The sequence below is a fragment of the Streptomyces sp. NPDC001816 genome (assembly GCF_042892235.1).
In the GTDB taxonomy this organism is placed as follows: Bacteria; Actinomycetota; Actinomycetes; order Streptomycetales; family Streptomycetaceae; genus Streptomyces.
In genome coordinates, this window is sequence record NZ_JBIATY010000003.1 from 421,442 (window position 1) to 441,372 (window position 19,931).

Consider the following 19,931-nt stretch of genomic DNA (forward strand, 5'->3'; position numbering starts at 1 on the left):
CTCTCCGGGCAAGGAGTCCTGAAACGCGGAAAGCATGCGGCCGACATGCCGCGCATGGCGTAATGAACCGCTCCGGCGGCTTCCCAGGTCACGTTGTGCGGAGGCGGTGACCAGCGTGGACGCGGGAAGGTGGGTGGCAAACCGGGCCATGGGCGCGCAGAGCTTTGACCGATCGGAAGGTTTCGGCGAGCGGCTGCTCGGCCTACTGCTGGACAGAGCACGGCTGCTGCCACCCCAGATGATCGCCCCGCTGATCGCGGAGGGGGTGGCCAGGATCGGCGGTCGTGACGTCTCCGTCCTGCTCCAGGACTACGCGCAGGAGTTGCTGGTGCCGCTGCCGGGCAGGAAGCTGCACGTCGGCCAGCCCGAGCCGATGGCCGACTCCCCCGCCGGGCGGGCCTTCCTTCGCGGGGACATTGTCGAAGTACCGCAGGCCCGCCGCGGCGTCCGGATGTACCTGCCGCTGCTGGACGGCAGTGACCAGGTGGGCGTGCTGGCCCTCACCCTGGACACAGTCGGCGACGACGACCGGCGCCTGCTGCGCAGGCTCGCCAGCCTGGTCGCCGACATGCTGGTCACCAAGAATGCCTATACCGACCAGTTCTTCCAGGCCCGGCGTCGGGAGCCGATGAGCGTGTCCGCAGAGATCCAGTGGAGCCTGCTGCCGCCGCTGACGATGTCCGTGCCCCAAGTCGATGTGGCCGGCGCCCTGGAGCCCGCCTACCGCGTCGCCGGCGACAGCTTCGATTACGCCCTCAACGACAACATCCTGCACATGGCCGTCATTGACGCCATGGGCCACGGTTTGGACGCCGCCACGATGGCGACCGTGGCCATCGGCGCCTACCGGCATGCCCGGCGCGTGTTCATCAGCCTGGACGAAAAGTACGCGTTCATGGACGAGGCCATTTCCCGGCAGTTCGGGCCCGACCACTTCGTCACGGCGCAGCTGATGCACCTGAACATCTCCACCGGTGAGATGGAGCTGGTCAACGCGGGCCACCCCGCGCCGCTACTGATCCGCGACGGCCAGGTCGTGCAGCAGCTGGAGAGCGCGACGACGCTGCCCGTCGGCTTCGGCGGCGAAATGCCCCGAGTCCGGGAGCACGTGCTCCAGCGAGGCGACCGGGTGCTCTGCTACACCGACGGCATCATCGAGGAGCGTGGCGCCGGCGGGGAGCCGTTTGGCGAGGAGCGCCTCATCCGCTGCGTCAACCGCCTGGGGGATGAGCCGTCAGTGGGTGTGCGGGCGGATCTGCGCCGGCTCTCGCACACGCTGAAGCGCGAACGGGGCGGGCGCACCACCGACGATGCCACCCTCTTCATGATCGAGTGGCACGGGGGCACCGCCGACCACCTCGCGTCCCTCGGCTGAACGTCTCGACGACGACCGCGTCCGCACCCGACACCGCCGCCCACGCCGACGACGATCCGTCCCCAGCGGTGTCGCGCTGCGACGGGGTGGCCTCACGTGCCGGCGCTGAGGCGACACCACGGGCCCTCCGCGCTACGGAGAACTAGAGCAGACCGCCAGCCACTCTCACGAGTGAGGGCCAGGATCAGACCGCTGCATCGCAGTAGCAACGTCATCCTCGCTCGCCCCCGCCAGCGCATCGGCGATGCGCCCCAGAGCCTCACTCACGTCAGTGAGCGTGTCCGCTCGGAGCAGGCGCCGCGTTCTTGACCGTCAGATGCAGCAACTTCTTGCCGGTCGGGCCGATTGGGATGTGGGTGTCCATCTGCGGGCAAGTAGCCACGCACACTGATGCCACGGCCCCAGAGAGCAGCAGGTGTGTGGGCACCTGCTGATCGGTAGCTCGATTTGCATCGTCCGATGGCGGTCACCAGGACGGCTGCTGAGATTGCTGTACCGCAACGGCCCTGGAGAACGCACCTCTACGCACAGTTGACTCGGAGTTCCGCACACACTTACCGAGAAGGCCGCCCGCGTCCAAGGGACGCGGAAACTGCACCGACGCGAGGCGCACAGCGGCACACTGCCGACTTGGCCAGCCGAAGGCGATCTTTGAGGGGGCCGAGCCGATGACCTCCCGTATCCCGTGCCCCCTCGCGGAGGTTACGCGTCCTGTTGGGCGTCGATTTCGGCGATCAGGGCCTCGATACGGGTCTTGATCTGGTCGCGGATGGGGCGGACGGCCTCGACGCCCTTGCCCGCCGGGTCTTCCAGCGCCCAGTCGAGGTACTTCTTGCCGGGGAAGATCGGGCAGGCGTCGCCGCAGCCCATGGTGATGACGTAGTCGGACGCCTGGACGGCCTCGGTGGTCAGGATCTTCGGCTTGGCCTCGGAGATGTCGACGCCGACCTCCTTCATGGCCTCGACCGCGGCGGGGTTGACCTGATCACCCGGGATGGAGCCGGCGGAGCGGACCTCGATCCGGTCGCCCGCAAGGTGGTTGAGGAAGCCGGCGGCCATCTGCGAACGCCCGGCGTTGTGGACACAGACGAACAGCACGGAGGCGAGCGGGCTGGAGGACATCGGTACTTCCTTCGTAAGTGGATCAATAGGTGGTACGGGAGTCGGGTTCAGCTGCTCGGCAGCGAGGTGAGCAGCTCGGTGATGTGGGCGTCGATCTCGTCGCGGATGCCGCGGACGACGGCGATCGGCGCGCCCTCAGGGTCGGTGACCGGCCAGTCGAGGTACCGGCGCCCCGGCAGCACGGGACAGGCATCCCCACAGCCCATCGTGATGACGATGTCGGCGGCTTGCACGACCTCGTCCGTCAGCGGCTTGGGGAACGCGTCTGTAAGGTCCACCCCGGCCTCGGTCAGCACCCGCGCGACGACCGGCTCGACCGCGGCGGCCGGATGCGTGCCCGCAGAGGAGACCACCACATGGCCATGGGCGCGATGGGCGAGCAGGGCGGCGGCCATCTGGGAGCGGCCGGCATTGTGGCTGCACACGAACAGCACCCGCGGCAGGCCACTTCCCGGTGCGCCCTCGATGTGGGAGAGGGCGTCGAGGCGCTCGGTGGCCAGGTGCTCGGCCAGCACGACCAGGTGCGTGCGGACACGGGCGTGCTCGGCGAGGCGCTCGTAGGAGTCGACGATCAGGCGCTGGATGGTCTCCGGGGAGAAGTGCCCGCGGTAGCGCACCGAGAGCCGGGCGATACCGGACGCGAGGCGTTCGTCGGGCAGGACAGGGGGCGGCGATGCGGTCATGGGAACCCCCTTCGGGGCATGGGTCCCAACTCGTGCTGGGATGCGGGTCCCAAGGATCAGCCCAGGCTGGTATCAGCCGGGAGTGATGTGAGAGTATCAGCCCATGCTGACGTCAGTCGACACTGATCTGTTGCGGGTTCTGGCCGACCCGCTCCGCCTCCAGATCGTCACCCTGCTCGCCAAGGAGACGCTCTGCACCACGCACCTGATCGAGGAGACGGGGGCCAGACAGACCAACCTCTCCAACCACCTGAAGGTGCTGCGCGAGGCGGGGATCGTGGAGACGGAGCCCTGCGGCCGGTTCACCTACTACCGGCTCAAGCCCGACGTCATTGCCTCACTTGCCGGTCAGTTCGCCGACCTCGCGGAGACCGCGCGCGCAACCGCCGAGAACAACACCAAGCGGTCCTGTCCCTGATCTTCCGGCGCCCGTCCATCGCCGCGTCCTGTCGCTTTTTCGAACGCACCGAGGAGTCCTGTTGAGCGCCACCGAGGCCACCGAGCACGACAGAGCCGAGGAATCCGCCATAGCGGCGGGTGCCGAGCCGCAGCCCGCCCCGGGCGCTACCCCGCGGCAGAGCCCTCCGCTGGTGGCCAAGGCCGCCGCTGAACTGGTCGGCACGGCGGCGCTCGTCGCCATCGTGGTCGGCTCCGGCATCCAGGCCACCGAGCTGACCAAGGACGTCGGCCTGCAGCTGCTGGCCAACTCGACGGCCACCGTCTTCGGTCTCGGGGTCCTGATCGCCCTGCTCGGACCGGTCTCCGGCGCGCACTTCAACCCCGCCGTCACGCTGGCCGAGTGGTGGACTGCCCGCCGCGGCGGCGCCGGCGTCACCCTGCGCGAGGCATCCGTCTACGTCCCCGCGCAGATCGCCGGGGCGATCGCGGGCTCTGTGCTGGCCGATGCGATGTTCGGCGAGCCCCTGGTGAAGTGGTCCACCCACGACCGCTCGGCCGGACACCTGCTCCTCGGCGAGGTCGTCGCCACCGCGGGCCTGATCCTGCTGATCTTCGGCCTGGCCCGCACCGACCGCCTGCGCTTCGCCCCAGTCGCGGTCGCCTCCTACATCGGCGCCGCCTACTGGTTCACCTCGTCCACGTCGTTCGCCAACCCGGCGGTGACCACCGGCCGCGCCTTCACCGACACCTTCGCGGGCATCGCACCGGGATCGGTCGCGGCGTTCATCGGCATGCAGCTCGTCGGCGCAGTGGTCGGACTCGCTCTGGTAGCCCTCATCTTCATGCCCGGCCGGACGGCTGAGGAGCAGCCGACCGTATGACACCGGTCTCGCAGGTGGTGGTGATCGGCGGCGGCCAGGCCGGCCTCGCCGCCGGCTACCACCTGCGCCGCCTGGGCTTCGACTTCGTCATCCTCGACGCCCAGACCACACCGGGCGGCGCCTGGCAGCGCACCTGGGACTCGCTGCGCCTGTTCTCCCCGGCCGCCTACTCCTCGCTGCCCGGCCGCCTCATGCCACCACAGCCCGGTGAGACCTACCCCGAGGCACAGTACGTCGTGGACTACCTCGCCGACTACGAGAAGCGCTACGAGCTTCCCGTCGAGCGAGGCGTGAGCGTCCTCGGTGTCCACCGGGACGGTGGGCGACTGCGCGTGGAGACCGACTCCGGCACCTGGCGCGCCCGTGCTGTCATCAGTGCGACCGGAACCTGGTAGCGGCCCTTCCTCCCTGCTGTCCCGGGCCGCACGGCCTTCGGGGGACGCCAGTTCCACACCGTCGAGTACCAGCGACCGCAGGACTTCGAAGGCCGCAGAGTGGTCGTAGTGGGCGGCGGAAACTCGGGAGCACAGATCGCCGCCGACCTGGCCCACCACACCGAGCTGACCTGGGTCACCCAGCGCCCGCCCCGCTACCTCGCCGACGACATCGACGGACGGGACTTGTTCGACGCGGCCACCGCCCGCCGCCGCGCGCTCGACGAGGGCCGCACCGACAGCGGGGGCGTCGCCTCCCTCGGCGACATCGTCGCCGTCCCGCCCGTACGCGCGGCACGCGACCGCGGCCTGCTCAAGACGAGCCCGATGTTCACCCGGATCGTCCAGAGCGGCGTCGAGTGGGCCGACGGCACCCGGGCCGAGGCCGACGCGATCATCTGGTGCACCGGCTTCCGGCCCGCTCTCTCCCACCTCGCCCCACTCCGACTCCGCAGCCGGCGCGGCCACATCGCCACCGAAGGCACCCGGGCGGTGGACGAACCGCGCCTGCATCTACTCGGATACGGCGACTGGACCGGCCCCGCCTCCGCCACCCTCATCGGCAGCGGGAGACCGGCCCGCGAGGCTGCCCGCGAGATCAGCACGCTACTCGCCGGGGGCGCGCGTTAAATCGAAGGGCGCGACCCCGGTTTCCCGCCTCAGCGGTCCTCGTGGGGCAGCGTGAGCTGTCGGCGATGGAAGTCGAAGTGCTGGGTCGGGTAGCGGTAGAGGTCGGCGATGGTCATGACGTCGCGGAAGAACGGGTCCCAGCGGGTGGGGTAGTGCATGGCGAGCGCGAGGTCGCTCTCCCGTTCGGCGTCGAGGCGGCCGTGCAAGGAGGCGATCACGCGGTCAAGGACAGTCCCCATCCGGCAGCGCCCGAGCACCCTCGCCCCGCCGATGGGGCCCAGATAGTTGACGACGTCGAAGGGCTTGGTTCCCGCGTTGAGGAGCCGGGCGAAGGCCCGGCTGGCACCGCGCGGCAGCCGCCCGAAGATCCGCAGCAGGACCAGCAGCGGCCAGATCAAGAGGTAGCCGAAAAGCATGTGGAACAGCAGTTGCTCGTTGGTCCACCGGGTGCCGTCGGTGGGCCGACGCAAGTCTTCCTTGGTGGCTTCGTCGAGGAGCCCATGGAACGTCGCACGGGCGCGGTCCAGCTCTTCGTGGACCGCCTGACGGTCCACCGACGGCTCATCCATCGGGCCCTCCTGCTCGCCGTGCGGTTTGTGCGGTCGACTCAGCCGAGAGTGCCGAGCATCTGCCCCATCGCGGCGACCACCGACGGCTCCACCCGGTAGTACACCCAGGTGCCACGCCGCTCGGAAGTCAGCAGCCCGGCCTCCTTCAGCTTCTTCAGGTGGTGGGAGACGGTCGGCTGGGAGACACCGACGTCGGAGATGTCGCACACGCACGCCTCGCCACCCTCGTGCGAGGCGACCAGCGAGAACAGCCGCAACCGCACCGGATCGCCGAGCGCCTTGAACATCCGAGCGGTCTTCTCCGCCTCGTCAGCGGTCAGCGGGCGCTCGGTGAGGGGCGGGCAGCACGGCACCACAGCGTCGGAGCCCTCCGGCTCCAGCAGCGGCAGCACCTTCGTATTCGACATATGTCTATGTTGACACATGTCGAACCAGGATGGCGAGGGTCAAGTATTCGATAGATATCTATATTGACGTCTACCTAATCAGGTGCCATGCTGGCCGCACAAGCCATCGACAAACGTCGAATCAAAGGGGAACCCCGTGGCCGTGTCCATCAACAGCGTGCCCGCCACCGACCAACTGCCCGTCGTGGTCATCGGAGCCGGCCCCATCGGCCTCGCCGCAGCCGCCCACCTCGTCGAGCGTGGCCTCGAACCGCTGGTCCTGGAAGCCGGACCGTCTGCCGGCTCCGCCGTCCGGGACTGGGCGCACGTGCGGCTGTTCTCCCCTTGGGCCGAGGTCACCGACCCCGCCGCCGAGAAGCTGCTCGCCCCGACCGGCTGGGTGCGCCCCGACGGCGCCACCTGTCCCACCGGCGGCGACTGGGCCGAGAAGTACCTGCAGCCGCTCGCCGACACCCTCGGCGACAAGGTCCGCTACGGCGCCACGGTCACCGGCGTCGCCCGCGCCGGCCGGGACCGCATCGTCGACTCCGGCCGCGACGAGCAGCCCTTCACCGTCCACATCCGGCACACCGACGGCCACGAGGAGCGCATCGCCGCCCGCGCCGTCATCGACGCCTCCGGCACCTGGTCCGTCCCCAGTCCGATGGGCGCCGACGGCCTGCCCGCCCTCGGCGAGAAGACGGCCACCGACCGCATCTCCTACCGCGTCCCCGACCTGGGCGACCCGGCCGTCCGTGCCCGGTACGCGGGCAAGCGCACCGCCGTCGTCGGCTCGGGCGCCTCGGCCTTCACCGCCCTCGCCCACCTCGCCGACCTGGCCAAGGAGGAGGACGGCACGCACGCGGTGTGGATCCTGCGCCGCGGTATCAGCGCGAACACCTACGGCGGCGGCGAGGCCGACCAGCTTCCTGCCCGCGGCGCACTGGGCCTGCGCGCCAAGGCCGCAGTCGAGGCAGGCCACGCCGGCGCGGCCACCGGCTTCCGCACCGAGGCCGTCGAGCGCGACACCGACGGCCGCCTGATCCTGGTCGCCGAGGACGGCCGCCGCCTCGACCCGGTCGATGAGATCATCGTCCTCACCGGCTTCCGCCCCGACCTCTCCTTCCTCTCCGAGGTCCGCCTCGGCCTCGACGAACGCCTCCAGGCCCCGACCGCGCTCGCCCCGCTCATCGACCCCAACGTCCACTCCTGCGGCACCGTCTACCCGCACGGCGTGAACGAGCTCTCCCACCCCGAGCAGGACATCTACCTGGTCGGCATGAAGTCCTACGGCCGCGCCCCCACGTTCCTCGCGATGACCGGCTACGAGCAGGCCCGCTCCATCACCGCCGCCATCGCCGGAGACCGCGAAGCCGCCGAGCGCGTCGAACTGACCCTCCCCGAGACCGGCGTGTGCGGCGGCGCCGGCCTCTTCGACGACCCCGAAGCCGCCCAGAACGGCGAGGGAGGCGGGTGCTGCGCAGCCCCGGCCACCCTGCAGATCGGCATCGGGGCCCCGGCCGCCTCCGGCGACTGCTGAACCCACACCCACAAGGAGGTTCGCCATGTCCCGCGTACAGCTCGCCGTCCGCGTCCCCGACCTCGACGCGTCCATCGCCTTCTACACCAAGCTGTTCGGCACCGAGCCCGCCAAACTCCGCGACGGCTACGCCAACTTCGCCATCGCCGAACCCCCGCTCAAGCTCGTCCTCATCGAAGGCACCCCGGACGAGCCGACACGCATGGACCACCTCGGCGTCGAGGTCGAGACGACCGAGGCCGTCCATGCCGCCACCACCCGCCTCGGCGAGGCCGGCCTGGCCACCGACGTGGAGAACGACACCACCTGCTGCTATGCCCTCCAGGACAAGGTCTGGGTCCACGGCCCCGGTCAGGAACCCTGGGAGGTGTACGTCGTCAAGGGGGACGCCGACTCCCTGGCCAAAGAGCAGGGAAGCACCTGCTGCACCGGCCCGGCCGAGGCCGACCCGAAGGAACCAGCCGTCGCGGGCGGCTGCTGCTGATCCACCGATGACCAACTTCCCTGCACCAGGGAGGCGCACGGGCACCCGGCAACCATCAGACACGACTGAGCCCCTTCCCCATCAGGTAAGGGGCTCAGAACGTCACGCAGCTCAGGGAGGCCCACTGCGTGGCCTCCCTGCTCCGGCAACAGCGTCCGCGGCGTGCGCCGTGGGACACGAGGCTGCGTCCGAGCGGAAACGCCAGCAGCCGCCAGCGCAGCGACTACCTCGTCCTCGCTCGCCTCCGCCAGCACTTCAACCACCCGATCGAGTGCCTCACTCACCTCAGTGCGCGTGACCACTCGCAGCAGGCGTCGGCCCAGCGTTCTTGACCGTCAGCGGCAGCAACTTCTTCCCGGTCGGGCCGATTTGGATGTGGGTGTCCATCTGCGGGCACACCCCGCAATCGAAGCAGGGCGTCCAGCGGCAGTCCTCGACCTCGGTCTCGTCGAGGGCGTCCTGCCAGTCCTCCCAGAGCCAGTCCTTGTCCAGGCCGGAGTCGAGGTGGTCCCAGGGGAGGACCTCCTCGTAGGTGCGCTCGCGGGTGGTGTACCAGTCGACGTCGACGCCGAAGGGGGCGAGGGCCTTGTCGGCGCAGGCCATCCAGCGGTCGTAGGAGAAGTGCTCGCGCCAGCCGTCGAAGCGGCCGCCGTCGTCGTACACCGCGCGGATGACCGCGCCGATGCGGCGGTCGCCGCGGGACAGGAGGCCCTCGACGATGCCGGGCTTGCCGTCGTGGTAGCGGAAGCCGATCGAGCGGCCGTACTTCTTGTCGCCGCGGATCTTGTCGCGGAGCTTCTCCAGGCGGGCGTCCGTCTCCTCGGCGGAGAGCTGGGGTGCCCACTGGAAGGGGGTGTGGGGCTTCGGGACGAAGCCGCCGATCGAGACGGTGCAGCGGATGTCGTTGGACTTCGACACCTCGCGGCCCTTCTGGATCACGTGCATGGCCATGTCGGCGATCTGGAGGACGTCGTCGTCCGTCTCCGTGGGCAGGCCGCACATGAAGTACAGCTTCACCTGGCGCCAGCCGTTGCCGTAGGCCGTCGCGACCGTCCGGATCAGGTCCTCTTCCGAGACCATCTTGTTGATGACCTTGCGCATGCGCTCGGAGCCGCCCTCGGGGGCGAAGGTGAGGCCGGAGCGGCGGCCGTTGCGCGTCAGTTCGTTCGCCAGGTCGACGTTGAAGGCGTCCACCCGCGTCGACGGCAGGGACAGGCCGATCTTGTCTTCCTCGTAGCGGTCGGCCAGGCCCTTGGCGATGTCGCCGATCTCCGAGTGGTCCGCGGAGGAGAGGGACAGCAGGCCGACCTCCTCGAAGCCCGTCGCCTTCAGGCCCTTGTCGACCATCTCGCCGATGCCCGTGATCGAGCGCTCGCGGACGGGGCGGGTGATCATGCCGGCCTGGCAGAAGCGGCAGCCCCGGGTGCAGCCGCGGAAGATCTCCACCGACATGCGCTCGTGGACCGTCTCGGCCAGGGGGACGAGCGGCTGCTTGGGGTACGGCCACTCGTCGAGGTCCATGACTGTGTGCTTCGACACGCGCCAGGGGACGCCCGACTTGTTGGGGACCACGCGGCCGATGCGGCCGTCGGGGAGGTACTCGACGTCGTAGAACGCCGGGATGTACACCGCGCCCGTCTTGGCCAGGCGGAAGAGGACCTCCTCGCGGCCGCCGGGGCGGCCCTCCGCCTTCCACTCGCGGATGATCTTCGTCATGTCCAGCACGGCCTGCTCGCCGTCGCCGATGATCGCCGCGTCGATGAAGTCCGCGATCGGCTCGGGGTTGAAGGCCGCGTGGCCGCCCGCCAGCACGATCGGGTCGTCGATCGTGCGGTCCTTGGACTCCAGGGGGATGCCGGCCAGGTCCAGGGCCGTGAGCATGTTCGTGTAGCCCAGCTCCGTGGAGAAGGACAGGCCGAACACGTCGAAGGCCTTCACCGGGCGGTGGCTGTCCACCGTGAACTGCGGGACGCCGTGCTCCCGCATCAGGGCCTCCAGGTCCGGCCACACGCTGTAGGTGCGCTCGGCGAGGACGCCCTCCCGCTCGTTGAGTACCTCGTAGAGGATCATGACGCCCTGGTTGGGCAGACCGACCTCGTACGCGTCCGGGTACATGAGCGCCCAGCGGACGTCGCAGCTGTCCCACTCCTTGACGGTGGAGTTCAGCTCGCCGCCCACGTACTGGATCGGCTTCTGCACATGCGGGAGCAGAGCTTCGAGCTGTGGGAAGACCGACTCGACAGACATCGCGGGGATTACCTTCGTGAGCTGGCAGGGGTGACCATCAAGCGTAACCTGCTCGCGCGCCTCCCCCGTACGCTCAGACGGACGCCCCGGCTGTGATCTCCCGCCACAGGCCCGGCAGCTCCGCCTCCACGGCCGCTGCGGCCGCCTCTTCTCTGCCGTACAGCAGCCCGTACGTGAACGCGCTCTCCCCCGCCGCGTGTGCCACCGCGGACAGCTCGCGCAGGGTCTGGCGGGCCATGACGCTGTCCTGGTGTTCGCCGAGCAGGCTGGTCAGGGACTTCATGGACTTGGCCAGGGAGCGGGCGGGGCCGCCCAGGGCCTCGATGGCCGCCTCCCCCGCGTACCGGGTGCGCTTCGCCTTCTTGCGGGCCTCGTGGATGGCGGTGTCGCGTTGTTCGCCGGGTGGCTGGTCCAGGGCCTCGGTGACCAGGCGGGAGACCTTGGCGAGGTCCTTGCGTACGGCCTTGGCGATCACCTTCTCCGGCTTGCCCGCCGCCTTCTTCCCGAGCGGCGGGTCGGCGAGCAGGGCGTCCAGGGTGTCGAGCAGGGCCAGATACCGGTCGGAGTCCAGGATCCCGACGACGTGGCCGCGGGCGCTGTCGTGCTTGGCGGTCGCCCAGGTGGTGAGGCGTTCGTGCACGGGGCCGGTCACCAGGGCGGGCGGCAGGGTGTCGAGCAGGGTGATCAGGCGCTCTGCCAGCACCTCCTGGTCGCGGCCCACGCCCAGCTCGCCCGCCAGCCACTTCAGCTCGTCGGCGATCGGGTCGGTGACAGTGCGGTCGAGGACGGTGCCGAAGGTGCGGAAGGTGCTGCGCATGCGGCGGGTGGCCACCCGCATCTGGTGGACGGAGTCCGGTACGTCCCGGCGGACGCCCGGGTCGTACCCGAGGATCGCCTCGCGCTGTTCGCGCACGTAGGCGAGGACGTGGTCGCCTGCGGTCACGGGTTTGGCACGCCGTCCGGAGCCGGGCCGCGGGCCGCCGGTCTGCTCCAGCGCCCGGGCCAGCTTCGACGGCGCCTTCGAGGGCCGTACGCCTGCCTTGCGCAGACGTTTCTCCACCTTGTCGAGGAAGGCCGGATCGCCGTCGTCGGCGAGTTCGACCTCGATCTCGGTCCACTGGGCGGTCCCACCCGCGCCGGAGAGCCGCTCGGCGGTCACCGCGTCCACGCTCGCCTCGGCCAGCAGCGCGCCGTCGGCGTCCACGAGGTGGCGTACGTCGCGGGCGGAGCGGAGCCGGACGAGGGGGACCAGTTCGGTGTGGCGGACCCGGGAGCGGACCAGCGCGGCGATCTCGTCGGGGACGGTGTCGGACAGCGGTGCCCTGATCTCGTCGCGGACGCCGGGGGCGACCGGGAACTTCAGGTGCCAGCCCGCGTCCGAGCCTCCGGTGCGGCGGCGCAGGGTGAGGGCGGCGGCGGCCAGCCGCTCGTCCGCGGTGTCGTAGTAGGTGGCGTCCAGTTCGACGAGGCCCTTGTCGAGGACGTCCGCCACCCCGCCGACGCCGGTCAGGTCGGGCAGGCCACTGTCGTCGGATTCGTACTTGCGCTCGATCTCGCGTTTCGCATCCGCCATGAATTGAATCTAGTGGCAGAACGGTCGGGAGGGCAGGGGCCAACCAGGGTGAATGGCGGGAAAACTCCCGTCATGCATCCGGTGAACGCCCCTGCCCGCCCGGCGGACGTCCTCACGCGGACATCGGCCGCTGCACCTTGATCGACTGCAGTAGTCCCACCGCCACCCACACCGCGAACATCGACGATCCGCCGTACGAAACGAACGGCAGGGGCAGACCGGTCACCGGCATGATGCCGAGGGTCATGCCGATGTTCTCGAAGGCCTGGAAGGCGAACCAGGCGACGATGCCGGCGGCGACGACCGTGCCGTACAGCTCGGTCGAGTCGCGGGCGATGCGGCAGGCGCGCCACAGGACGATGCCGAGGAGGAGGATTATCAGGCCGGCTCCGAGGAAGCCCAGCTCCTCCCCCGCGACCGTGAAGACGAAGTCGGTCTGCTGCTCGGGCACGAACTGGCCGGTGGTCTGCGAGCCGTGGAAGAGCCCGGCGCCGGTGAGGCCGCCGGAGCCGATGGCGATGCGGGCCTGGTTGGTGTTGTAGCCGACGCCCGCCGGGTCCAGCTCCGGGTTGGCGAAGGCCGCGAAGCGGTTGATCTGGTACTCGTCCAGGACGTGCAGCTGCCAGATGGCGACACAGCCGAGCACACCGGCGGTGAGCAGGCCGAAGATCCAGCGGTTGGAGGCGCCGGAGGCGAGCAGCACGCCCAGGATGATGGCCACCATGGCCAGGACCGTGCCGAGGTCGGGCATGAGGAGCACGATCAGGATCGGTACGGTGGCCAGGCCCAGCGCCTGCACGACCGTGCGGTGGTCGGGGTACGGCTTGTCCCCGGCGTCGACCCGGGCCGCCAGTATCATCGCCATGCCCAGGATGATCGAGACCTTCACGAACTCGGCGGGCTGGAGCGAGAAGCCGCCGCCGAGCACGATCCAGTTGCGGCTGCCGTTGATGGTGGCGCCGAGCGGGGTGAGGACCAGCAGCACCCCGAGCAGCGACATGCCGTAGAGGACCGGCACGGCGTTGCGCAGGGCGCGGTGGCCGAGCCAGATCGTGCCGATCATCAGGGCGAGTCCGATGCCGAGGTTCATCAGATGGCGGACCAGGAAGTAGTACTGGTCGCCCTGGTTGATCTCGGTACGGTTGCGGGTCGCGGAGTACACCAGCAACGAGCCCAGCAGCGACAGCACGAGGGCTGCCAGCAGCATCGGCCAGTCGAGCCGGCGGGCCAGCGAGTCGCGGGCGAAGATCCTGGTCCAGCCGGCCCGCTCGGGGCCGTACCCGGAGACGGAGAAGCTGTTGCCGGTCATGTGAGCTTCCTCCGGCTCCCCCTCCGGCGCGGCCGCCTGCGGGTGTTGCTGTTGCCCGTGCTCGGCGAGGGGCTGGTGGCGGGCTGCTGGTTGTCGTCGTTGGTGGGGTTGTCCTGCTGGGAGGCCTCGACGTCCTTGCCCGGGTCCCCGGTGATCTTCGGGGCGGCGATCGTGCCGTCCGTGCGGACCTTCGGCAGGCCCTTCTGCGGCTCGGGCAGCAGCGCCTTCTTGTTGTCGATGGAGCCGTCGCCCTGGACGCCGTAGAGCGCGCTGTAGATGTTGCGCACGGCCTCACCGGAGGAACCGGAACCCGTACCGGCCTGGGCGATCGTCATGATCACCGAGTAGTCCTTGGTGTACGTGGCCAGCCAGCCAGTGGTCTGCTTGCCGTAGACCTCCGCCGTACCGGTCTTGGCGTGCAGCGCGATCTTGTCCTGCGGCCAGCCGCCGAACTTCCAGGCGGCGGTACCGCGGGTGATGACGCCCGCGAAGGCGTCGTCCATGCCCTTGAGGGTGGCCTGGGTGACCGGCAGCTTCCCGGACTTCCTCGGCTTGATCGGCGTGATCGTCTTGCCGTCCGCGCTGATGACCGCCTTGCCGATGGTCGGGTGGTACATGGTGCCGCCGTTGGCGACGGCGCCGTAGATCACGGCCTCCTGGATCGGCGTGACGAGCGTGTCGCCCTGGCCGATGGAGTAGTTGATCTCGTCACCCTCGCGCATCTTGTTGCCTTCGAGGCAGTTCTCGTACGCGATCTTCTCGACGTAGGAGCCGTCCTTCTTACCGGACTTGCACCAGGCGTCCTTGTTGGCCTTCCAGTAGTCCAGCTTCCACTGGCGGTCGGGGACGCGGCCGGTGACCTCGTTGGGCAGGTCGATGCCGGTCTCCTTGCCGAGGCCGAACTGGTGGGCGGTCTTGAAGAAGTAGTCCCTCGGCTGCCCCTTCTTGGGGTTGATGCCGCCGTCCTTCTTCCACTCGCGGTCCGCGAGGCCGTAGAAGACGGTGTCGCAGGAGACCTCCAACGCCCGGCCGAGCGAGATCGGGCCGAAGCTCTCGCCCTCGAAGTTCTTGAAGACCTGGCCGCCGACCGAGTACGAGCTGGTGCACGGATACCCGCCGTCCCACTCGTAGCCGGCCTGGACCGCGGCGGCCGTCGAGACCACCTTGAACGTCGAACCGGGCGCAGCCTGACCCTGTATGGCCCGGTTGATCAGCGGGTAGTCGCTGTCCTTGCCGGTGAGGGCCTTGTAGTCCTTGGCGGAGATGCCGCCGACCCACACGTTCGGGTCGTAGGTGGGGGCCGAGGCCATGGCGACGATCCGGCCGGTCTTGGCCTCCATCACCACGACGGCGCCGGAGTCGGCCTTGTAGTTCTCGCCGGTGATCTTGTCGAACTGCTGACGGGCCTTCTTCATGGCCTTGTTCAGCTCGTACTCGGCGACCCGCTGCACCCGGGAGTCGATGCTGGTGACCAGGTTGGAACCGGACTCGGCGGCGTCCGACTTGGCCTTGCCGATGACCCGGCCGAGGTTGTCCACCTCGTACCGCGTCACGCCGGCCTTGCCGCGCAGCACCTTGTCGTACTGGCGCTCGAGGCCGGAGCGGCCGACCATGTCGGAGCGCAGGTAGGGCGAGTCGGTGTCCTTGGCCTTCTGGATCTCGTCGTCGGTGACCGGCGAGAGATAGCCGAGAACCTGGGCGCTGTTGGACTTGCCGGGGCCCGCGTAGCGGCGCACGGCCTCCGGCTCGGCGGTGATGCCGGGGAAGTCCTCGGCGCGCTCACGGATCTGCAGGGCCTGCTTGGGCGTCGCCTCGTCGGTGATCGGGATCGGCTGGTACGGCGAGCCGTTCCAGCAGGGCTGCGGGGTCTTGGCGTCGCACAGCCGGACCTTCTGGGCGACCTCCTCGGGCTTCATGCCGAGGACGCCGGCCAGCTTGGCGAGGACGGCCTTGCCGTCGTCCTTCTGCTTGAGCAGGTCGGTGCGGGAGGCCGAGACGACCAGACGGGTCTCGTTGTCGGCGAGCGGCACACCCCGGGCGTCCAGGATGTCGCCGCGCACGGCGGGGTCGACGACCTGCTGGACGTGGTTCCCGGAGGCCTCCTTCTGGTACTCGGCGCCCTCCCGGATCTGCAGGTACCACAGGCGGCCGCCGAGCGTGCCGAGCAGGGAGAGGACGAGGATCTGGATCACGACCAGCCGGGTCTGGACCCTTGGGGTCCGTCCGGTCTCGGGAATGTTGGTCACTGCGGCTGTCTCCCCCTCTCAGTACGTGTACGTGTATGTGTCATATACGACGAAGCTGTGCGTGCTCCTGAGCAACTCGCGCGTGCTCACAGCCGCTTGACCCCCTTGATACGACCGACCCGGGTCGAGCGGGTGCGGGCCTTGGCCTTGAGGCCGCCGAGGCCGCCGCGCTGGCTGCCGATGCGCAGGCCGGTGCCGGAGGAGAGCCAGCCGGAGGAGATGTCACCGGCCTTGGCGGCGGGGCTGGTCTCGGCGAGCGGGTCGTTGTCGGAGCGGCGGGCCAGCCACATGATCCCGGGGACCACGAAGGGCGCGAGCAGCAGGTCGTACAGGGCGGCCGAGAACAGCAGCCCGGTCAGGCCGACATGGCGGGCGGCGGTGTCGCCGACCAGGGCGCCGACGCCCGCGTACAGCAGAGTGGAGCCGACGGCTGCGGCGACCACGACCGCCATCGGGCCGGTCGCCGACTTCAGGCGGCCGTTCTCCGGCTTGATGAGTCCGGCGCCGTAGCCGATGACGCACAGCACGAGGGCGTAGCGGCCGGCCGCGTGGTCGGCGGGTGGGGCGAGGTCGGCGAGCAGGCCGGCGCCGAAGCCGACGAGGGCGCCGCCCACATGGCCGTACACCATGGCCAGGCCGAGGACGGTGAGCAGCAGCAGGTCCGGGACGGCGCCGGGCAGGTGCAGGCGGGCGAGGACGCTCACCTGGATCACCAGGGCGACGACGACCAGCGCGCTGGAGAGCAGGATCCGGTTGACACGCATGGGGATTCAGCTCCTACTGCTGCTGCTCGTCGGTGGCGTTCGCGTCGGCGGACGGTGTGACCGTGACGGTCACCGTCGGTGTCGGTGTCGGCTTGGGCTTGGTCGGCAGGACCTCGTCACGCGGGTCCTTCTTCGGGGCCTCGACGACCACACCGACGATGTCGAGCTGGGTGAAGCTGACGTACGGCGTGACGTAGAGCGTGCGGGTGAGGCCGCCGCCGGAGGGGTCGATGCGGGAGACCACGCCGACCGGCACGCCCGGCACGAAGGGCTTGTCGGCCTGGGAGCCGAAGGTGACGAGCCGGTCGCCCTTCTTCACCTCGGCCTTGCCGTTGAGGAGTTCGACGCGCAGCGGGCGGTCGCCCTGCCCGGAGGCGAAGCCGAGTTCGTCGCTGCCCTCCATGCGGGTGCCGACGGTGAAGTCGGGGTCGTTGGCGAGGAGCACGGTGGAGGTGTCGGGGCCGACGGTGGTCACGCGGCCGACGAGGCCGTCCCCGTTGAGGACGGTCATGTCCCGCTTGATGCCGTCGTTCGCGCCGGCGTCGATGGTGATGGTCCAGGAGAAGCCCTGCGCCGACCCTATGGCGATGACCTGGGCGCCCTTGATGCCGTACTGCCCCTCGCCGGAGATCTTCAGCATCTTGTCGAGCTGTCCCAGGCGGCTGCGGTTGCGGTCGTCGCTGCCTAGCTTCGCCTTGAGGGCCGCGTTCTCCTTCTCCAGCGCGGCGAGCCGGTCGTGGCGGCTGCCGGAGTCACGGACGGCGGAGACGGCGTCGCCGACGGGATCGACCGCCGAGGACATCCCGTTCTCGATCGGACCGAACACCGCTGCCGCGGCCTGCCGGGCACCGTCGACCGGCGAGTTCCGGCCTCCGCGGATGTCCACCGTGATCAACGCGAACGCGATGGCGATCAGCAGGACCAGGAGCAGCCGGCTCTCTTTCGTGTCCCTCACGTGCGGCGGCCGTGCCCTTCCTCAGTAGGAATTCGGGGACCCCTCAAGGCGCCACTCGCGAAGCGCAAACCCAAGGGGCCCATTTGTGGGAGCTTATGCCTCAATGCCAACGATCCGCCGTACGAGAGGAGATCATCTCGTACGGCGGAATCGAAGAGTTGCGTCATCTGCGCGGCTGGGCGTCCAGGACCTGCTGGAGCGCCTCGAACTCCTCGACGCACTTGCCGGAGCCGAGCGCCACGCTGTCCAGCGGGTCCTCGGCGATATGGATCGGCATGCCGGTCTCCCGGCGCAGCCGCTCGTCCAGGCCGCGCAGCAGCGCGCCGCCGCCGGTCAGAACGATTCCCCGGTCCATGATGTCGCCGGACAGCTCCGGCGGGCACTTGTCGAGGGTCGTCTTGACCGCGTCCACGATCGCGTTGACCGGCTCCTCGATCGCCTTGCGGACCTCGGCGGCCGAGATGACGACGGTCTTCGGCAGCCCGGACACCAGGTCCCGGCCGCGGACTTCGGTGTGCTCGTCGGCGTCGAGCTCGTACGCCGAACCGATCGTGATCTTGATCTGCTCGGCCGTGCGCTCACCCAGCAGGAGGCTGTACTCCTTCTTGATGTACTGGATGATCGCGTTGTCCAGCTCGTCGCCCGCGACACGGATGGACTGGGCGGTGACGATGCCACCGAGCGAGATGACCGCGACCTCCGTGGTGCCGCCGCCGATGTCCACCACCATGTTGCCCGTGGCCTCGTGGACCGGCAGGCCGGAGCCGATGGCGGCCGCCATGGGCTCCTCGATGATGTGCACCTGGCGGGCACCCGCCTGGGAGGACGCCTCGATGACGGCGCGGCGCTCGACGCCCGTGATGCCCGAGGGCACACAGACGACGACCCGGGGCCGGGCGAGATACCGCCGCTTGTGGATCTTCAGGATGAAGTAGCGGAGCATCCGCTCGGTGATCTCGAAGTCGGCGATGACACCGTCCTTGAGCGGACGCACGGCGACGATGTTGCCCGGCGTGCGGCCGATCATCTTCTTCGCCTCGGCACCGACCGCGAGGATGCCACCGGTGTTGGTGTTGATCGCGACGACGGACGGCTCGTTGAGCACGATTCCGCGACCCCTGACGTACACCAGCGTGTTGGCGGTCCCGAGGTCGACAGCCATGTCACGGCCGATGAACGACATTGAGTTCCCCATCCGGATTCATCTGGCCTTCCGAAGCTTTTGAGGGCATATCAGGTCGGCGAGGCGGGTGCTGTGACGTGAAGGCTTCCATCGTAAACGCGCCTGCACGAACACTGCGCGAGGGTCTTCGCCATTGTCAGCAGATGGCGCGCCACCTCGCTTGTGGAGACGGCCCATCGGGGGCACACGTTCCCCCGATCGGCAACGCATATGCCAAAGGACGGCCGAAAACGTACGGCCGCCCCTGGTCAGGACTCCGAGCGGAGCTGACACTCCCTCAGAAAAATTAGCGGAAGATCCGCAGGATGGGGCTCAGGCGTGCCCCGGGAAGAAGATCTTCACCTCGCGCTCGGCGGAGTCCTCCGAGTCGGAGGCGTGGATCAGGTTCTCGCGGACGATCACGCCGTAGTCACCCCGGATGGAGCCGGGCGCGGCGGCGATCGGGTCGGTCGGGCCGGCGAGCGCGCGCACCCCCTCGATGACCCGCTCGCCCTCGACGATCAGCGCGACGACCGGACCGGAGGACATGAACTCCACCAGCGGCTCGTAGAAGGCCTTGCCCTTGTGCTCGCCGTAGTGCTGCTCCAGGGTGTCCTGGTCCAGGGTGCGCAGCTCCAGCGCGGTGATCTGCCAGCCTGCCTTGCGCTCGATACGGCTGATGATCTCGCCGGTCAGGCCGCGACGGACGGCGTCGGGCTTGAGCAGGACGAGGGTGCGCTGGCTCACGGGGGCTCCTTACGACTGACGTGTGCGGTGGCACGAGATTACAGGGCGTGTCCGTGTCGCTGTCACGCAGCGTCAGGTGCAGAGGACTCGGCCTGCGCCGCGAAACGAGCCTTGGCCTCGTCGACCTTTCTGCCGTAGTGCACCGACGCCCACCACAGCGCCGCGAAGACCGCACCCATGAAGTACATCGTCGGGACGAAGACACCGGAGGCGATCAGGGCGAGCTGCAGGGCCCAGCCGAGGGCGACACCGCCCGGCCGGGTCACCATGCCGCACAGCAGCACGCACAGGACCATGGCGACACCGCTGACCAGCCACACCGTCGACGTGGACAGATCCGGGTCCTTCATGGCCACGAGTCCGGCGAACCCGACGATGAAGAACTCACCGATCAGCGTCGATGAACAGAGCGTACGCACGACGGA

The 19,931-nt window shown here is 69.4% G+C and carries 18 protein-coding genes and 1 pseudogene; 6 read left to right on the plus strand and 13 right to left on the minus strand.

The annotated features are described in order from the left end of the window. Positions 1–148 precede the first annotated feature (148 nt). A complete protein-coding gene (locus ACFYZZ_RS12930; RefSeq protein WP_389175739.1) occupies positions 149–1,375 on the plus strand; it encodes a PP2C family protein-serine/threonine phosphatase in 1,227 nt (408 codons plus the stop codon). A gap of 702 nt (positions 1,376–2,077) precedes the next feature. On the opposite strand, the gene ACFYZZ_RS12935 is transcribed toward ACFYZZ_RS12930, so the two are convergent. After that, positions 2,078–2,497 (minus strand): arsenate reductase ArsC, encoded by a 420-nt coding sequence (locus ACFYZZ_RS12935; RefSeq protein ID WP_386571797.1) that lies wholly within the window; start codon positions 2,495–2,497, stop codon positions 2,078–2,080. Between the two features lie 47 nt (positions 2,498–2,544). Next, complete coding sequence (locus ACFYZZ_RS12940; protein WP_389174645.1) at positions 2,545–3,180, minus strand: low molecular weight phosphatase family protein; 636 nt, start codon at positions 3,178–3,180, stop codon at positions 2,545–2,547. Between the two features lie 103 nt (positions 3,181–3,283). Here ACFYZZ_RS12940 and ACFYZZ_RS12945 point away from each other — a divergent pair, with 103 nt between their 5' ends. The 3 genes and pseudogenes from ACFYZZ_RS12945 to ACFYZZ_RS12955 all read left to right on the plus strand — a co-directional run bounded on the left by ACFYZZ_RS12945 (position 3,284) and on the right by ACFYZZ_RS12955 (position 5,524). Next, positions 3,284–3,598: an ArsR/SmtB family transcription factor gene (locus ACFYZZ_RS12945; protein ID WP_389174648.1), complete on the plus strand. Its 315-nt coding sequence runs from the start codon at positions 3,284–3,286 to the stop codon at positions 3,596–3,598. Between the two features lie 61 nt (positions 3,599–3,659). Continuing rightward, complete coding sequence (locus ACFYZZ_RS12950) at positions 3,660–4,460, plus strand: aquaporin (RefSeq protein ID WP_389174651.1); 801 nt, start codon at positions 3,660–3,662, stop codon at positions 4,458–4,460. After that, a pseudogene (locus ACFYZZ_RS12955) lies at positions 4,457–5,524 on the plus strand (ArsO family NAD(P)H-dependent flavin-containing monooxygenase). Before ACFYZZ_RS12950 ends, ACFYZZ_RS12955 begins: the two are co-directional and overlap by 4 nt. 29 nt (positions 5,525–5,553) lie before the next feature. On the opposite strand, the gene ACFYZZ_RS12960 reads toward ACFYZZ_RS12955, so the two are convergent. Together ACFYZZ_RS12960 and ACFYZZ_RS12965 are read right to left on the minus strand one after the other, a co-directional pair. After that, the gene (locus tag ACFYZZ_RS12960; protein ID WP_389174655.1) at positions 5,554–6,093 is read right to left on the minus strand and encodes a DinB family protein; all 540 of its coding nucleotides are present in this window, start codon (positions 6,091–6,093) and stop codon (positions 5,554–5,556) included. Positions 6,094–6,131: 38 nt separating this feature from the next. Continuing rightward, positions 6,132–6,500 carry an ArsR/SmtB family transcription factor gene (locus ACFYZZ_RS12965; protein ID WP_381659492.1) on the minus strand — a complete coding sequence of 123 codons (369 nt, stop codon included), beginning with the start codon at positions 6,498–6,500 and terminating at the stop codon, positions 6,132–6,134. A gap of 142 nt (positions 6,501–6,642) precedes the next feature. Between ACFYZZ_RS12965 and ACFYZZ_RS12970 the strand changes: the two genes are divergently transcribed. Further along, positions 6,643–8,019, plus strand: coding sequence for an FAD-dependent oxidoreductase (locus tag ACFYZZ_RS12970; protein WP_389175741.1), 1,377 nt, complete (start codon positions 6,643–6,645; stop codon positions 8,017–8,019). 25 nt (positions 8,020–8,044) lie between these two features. Further along, positions 8,045–8,503: an ArsI/CadI family heavy metal resistance metalloenzyme gene (locus tag ACFYZZ_RS12975; protein ID WP_389174658.1), complete on the plus strand. Its 459-nt coding sequence runs from the start codon at positions 8,045–8,047 to the stop codon at positions 8,501–8,503. A 285-nt stretch (positions 8,504–8,788) separates the two neighbouring features. Here the strand turns inward: ACFYZZ_RS12975 and ACFYZZ_RS12980 are convergent, their stop codons facing one another. The 9 genes from ACFYZZ_RS12980 to ACFYZZ_RS13020 form a co-directional block, all read right to left on the minus strand. Continuing rightward, on the minus strand, positions 8,789–10,750 hold the full coding sequence (locus ACFYZZ_RS12980; protein WP_386571779.1) for a TIGR03960 family B12-binding radical SAM protein: 1,962 nt from the start codon (positions 10,748–10,750) through the stop codon (positions 8,789–8,791). Between the two features lie 73 nt (positions 10,751–10,823). Beyond that, the gene (locus ACFYZZ_RS12985) at positions 10,824–12,323 is read right to left on the minus strand and encodes a CHAD domain-containing protein (RefSeq protein WP_389174661.1); all 1,500 of its coding nucleotides are present in this window, start codon (positions 12,321–12,323) and stop codon (positions 10,824–10,826) included. Between the two features lie 112 nt (positions 12,324–12,435). Further along, positions 12,436–13,632 (minus strand): rod shape-determining protein RodA, encoded by a 1,197-nt coding sequence (rodA, locus tag ACFYZZ_RS12990; protein WP_389174663.1) that lies wholly within the window; start codon positions 13,630–13,632, stop codon positions 12,436–12,438. Then, entirely contained in the window at positions 13,629–15,878 is a 2,250-nt protein-coding gene (gene mrdA, locus ACFYZZ_RS12995; protein ID WP_389174665.1) for a penicillin-binding protein 2, read from the minus strand. Before mrdA ends, rodA begins: the two co-directional genes overlap by 4 nt. Positions 15,879–15,964: 86 nt before the next feature. Continuing rightward, the gene (mreD, locus tag ACFYZZ_RS13000; RefSeq protein ID WP_386571773.1) at positions 15,965–16,642 is read right to left on the minus strand and encodes a rod shape-determining protein MreD; all 678 of its coding nucleotides are present in this window, start codon (positions 16,640–16,642) and stop codon (positions 15,965–15,967) included. Between the two features lie 13 nt (positions 16,643–16,655). After that, complete coding sequence (gene mreC / locus ACFYZZ_RS13005; RefSeq protein WP_386571771.1) at positions 16,656–17,597, minus strand: rod shape-determining protein MreC; 942 nt, start codon at positions 17,595–17,597, stop codon at positions 16,656–16,658. 163 nt (positions 17,598–17,760) lie between these two features. Further along, positions 17,761–18,780: a rod shape-determining protein gene (locus ACFYZZ_RS13010; protein WP_116151120.1), complete on the minus strand. Its 1,020-nt coding sequence runs from the start codon at positions 18,778–18,780 to the stop codon at positions 17,761–17,763. A gap of 312 nt (positions 18,781–19,092) precedes the next feature. Then, positions 19,093–19,506 (minus strand): nucleoside-diphosphate kinase, encoded by a 414-nt coding sequence (gene ndk, locus ACFYZZ_RS13015; RefSeq protein ID WP_389174669.1) that lies wholly within the window; start codon positions 19,504–19,506, stop codon positions 19,093–19,095. A 62-nt stretch (positions 19,507–19,568) separates the two neighbouring features. After that, entirely contained in the window at positions 19,569–19,925 is a 357-nt protein-coding gene (locus ACFYZZ_RS13020) for a DUF4233 domain-containing protein (protein WP_389174672.1), read from the minus strand. Positions 19,926–19,931: the final 6 nt, after the last annotated feature.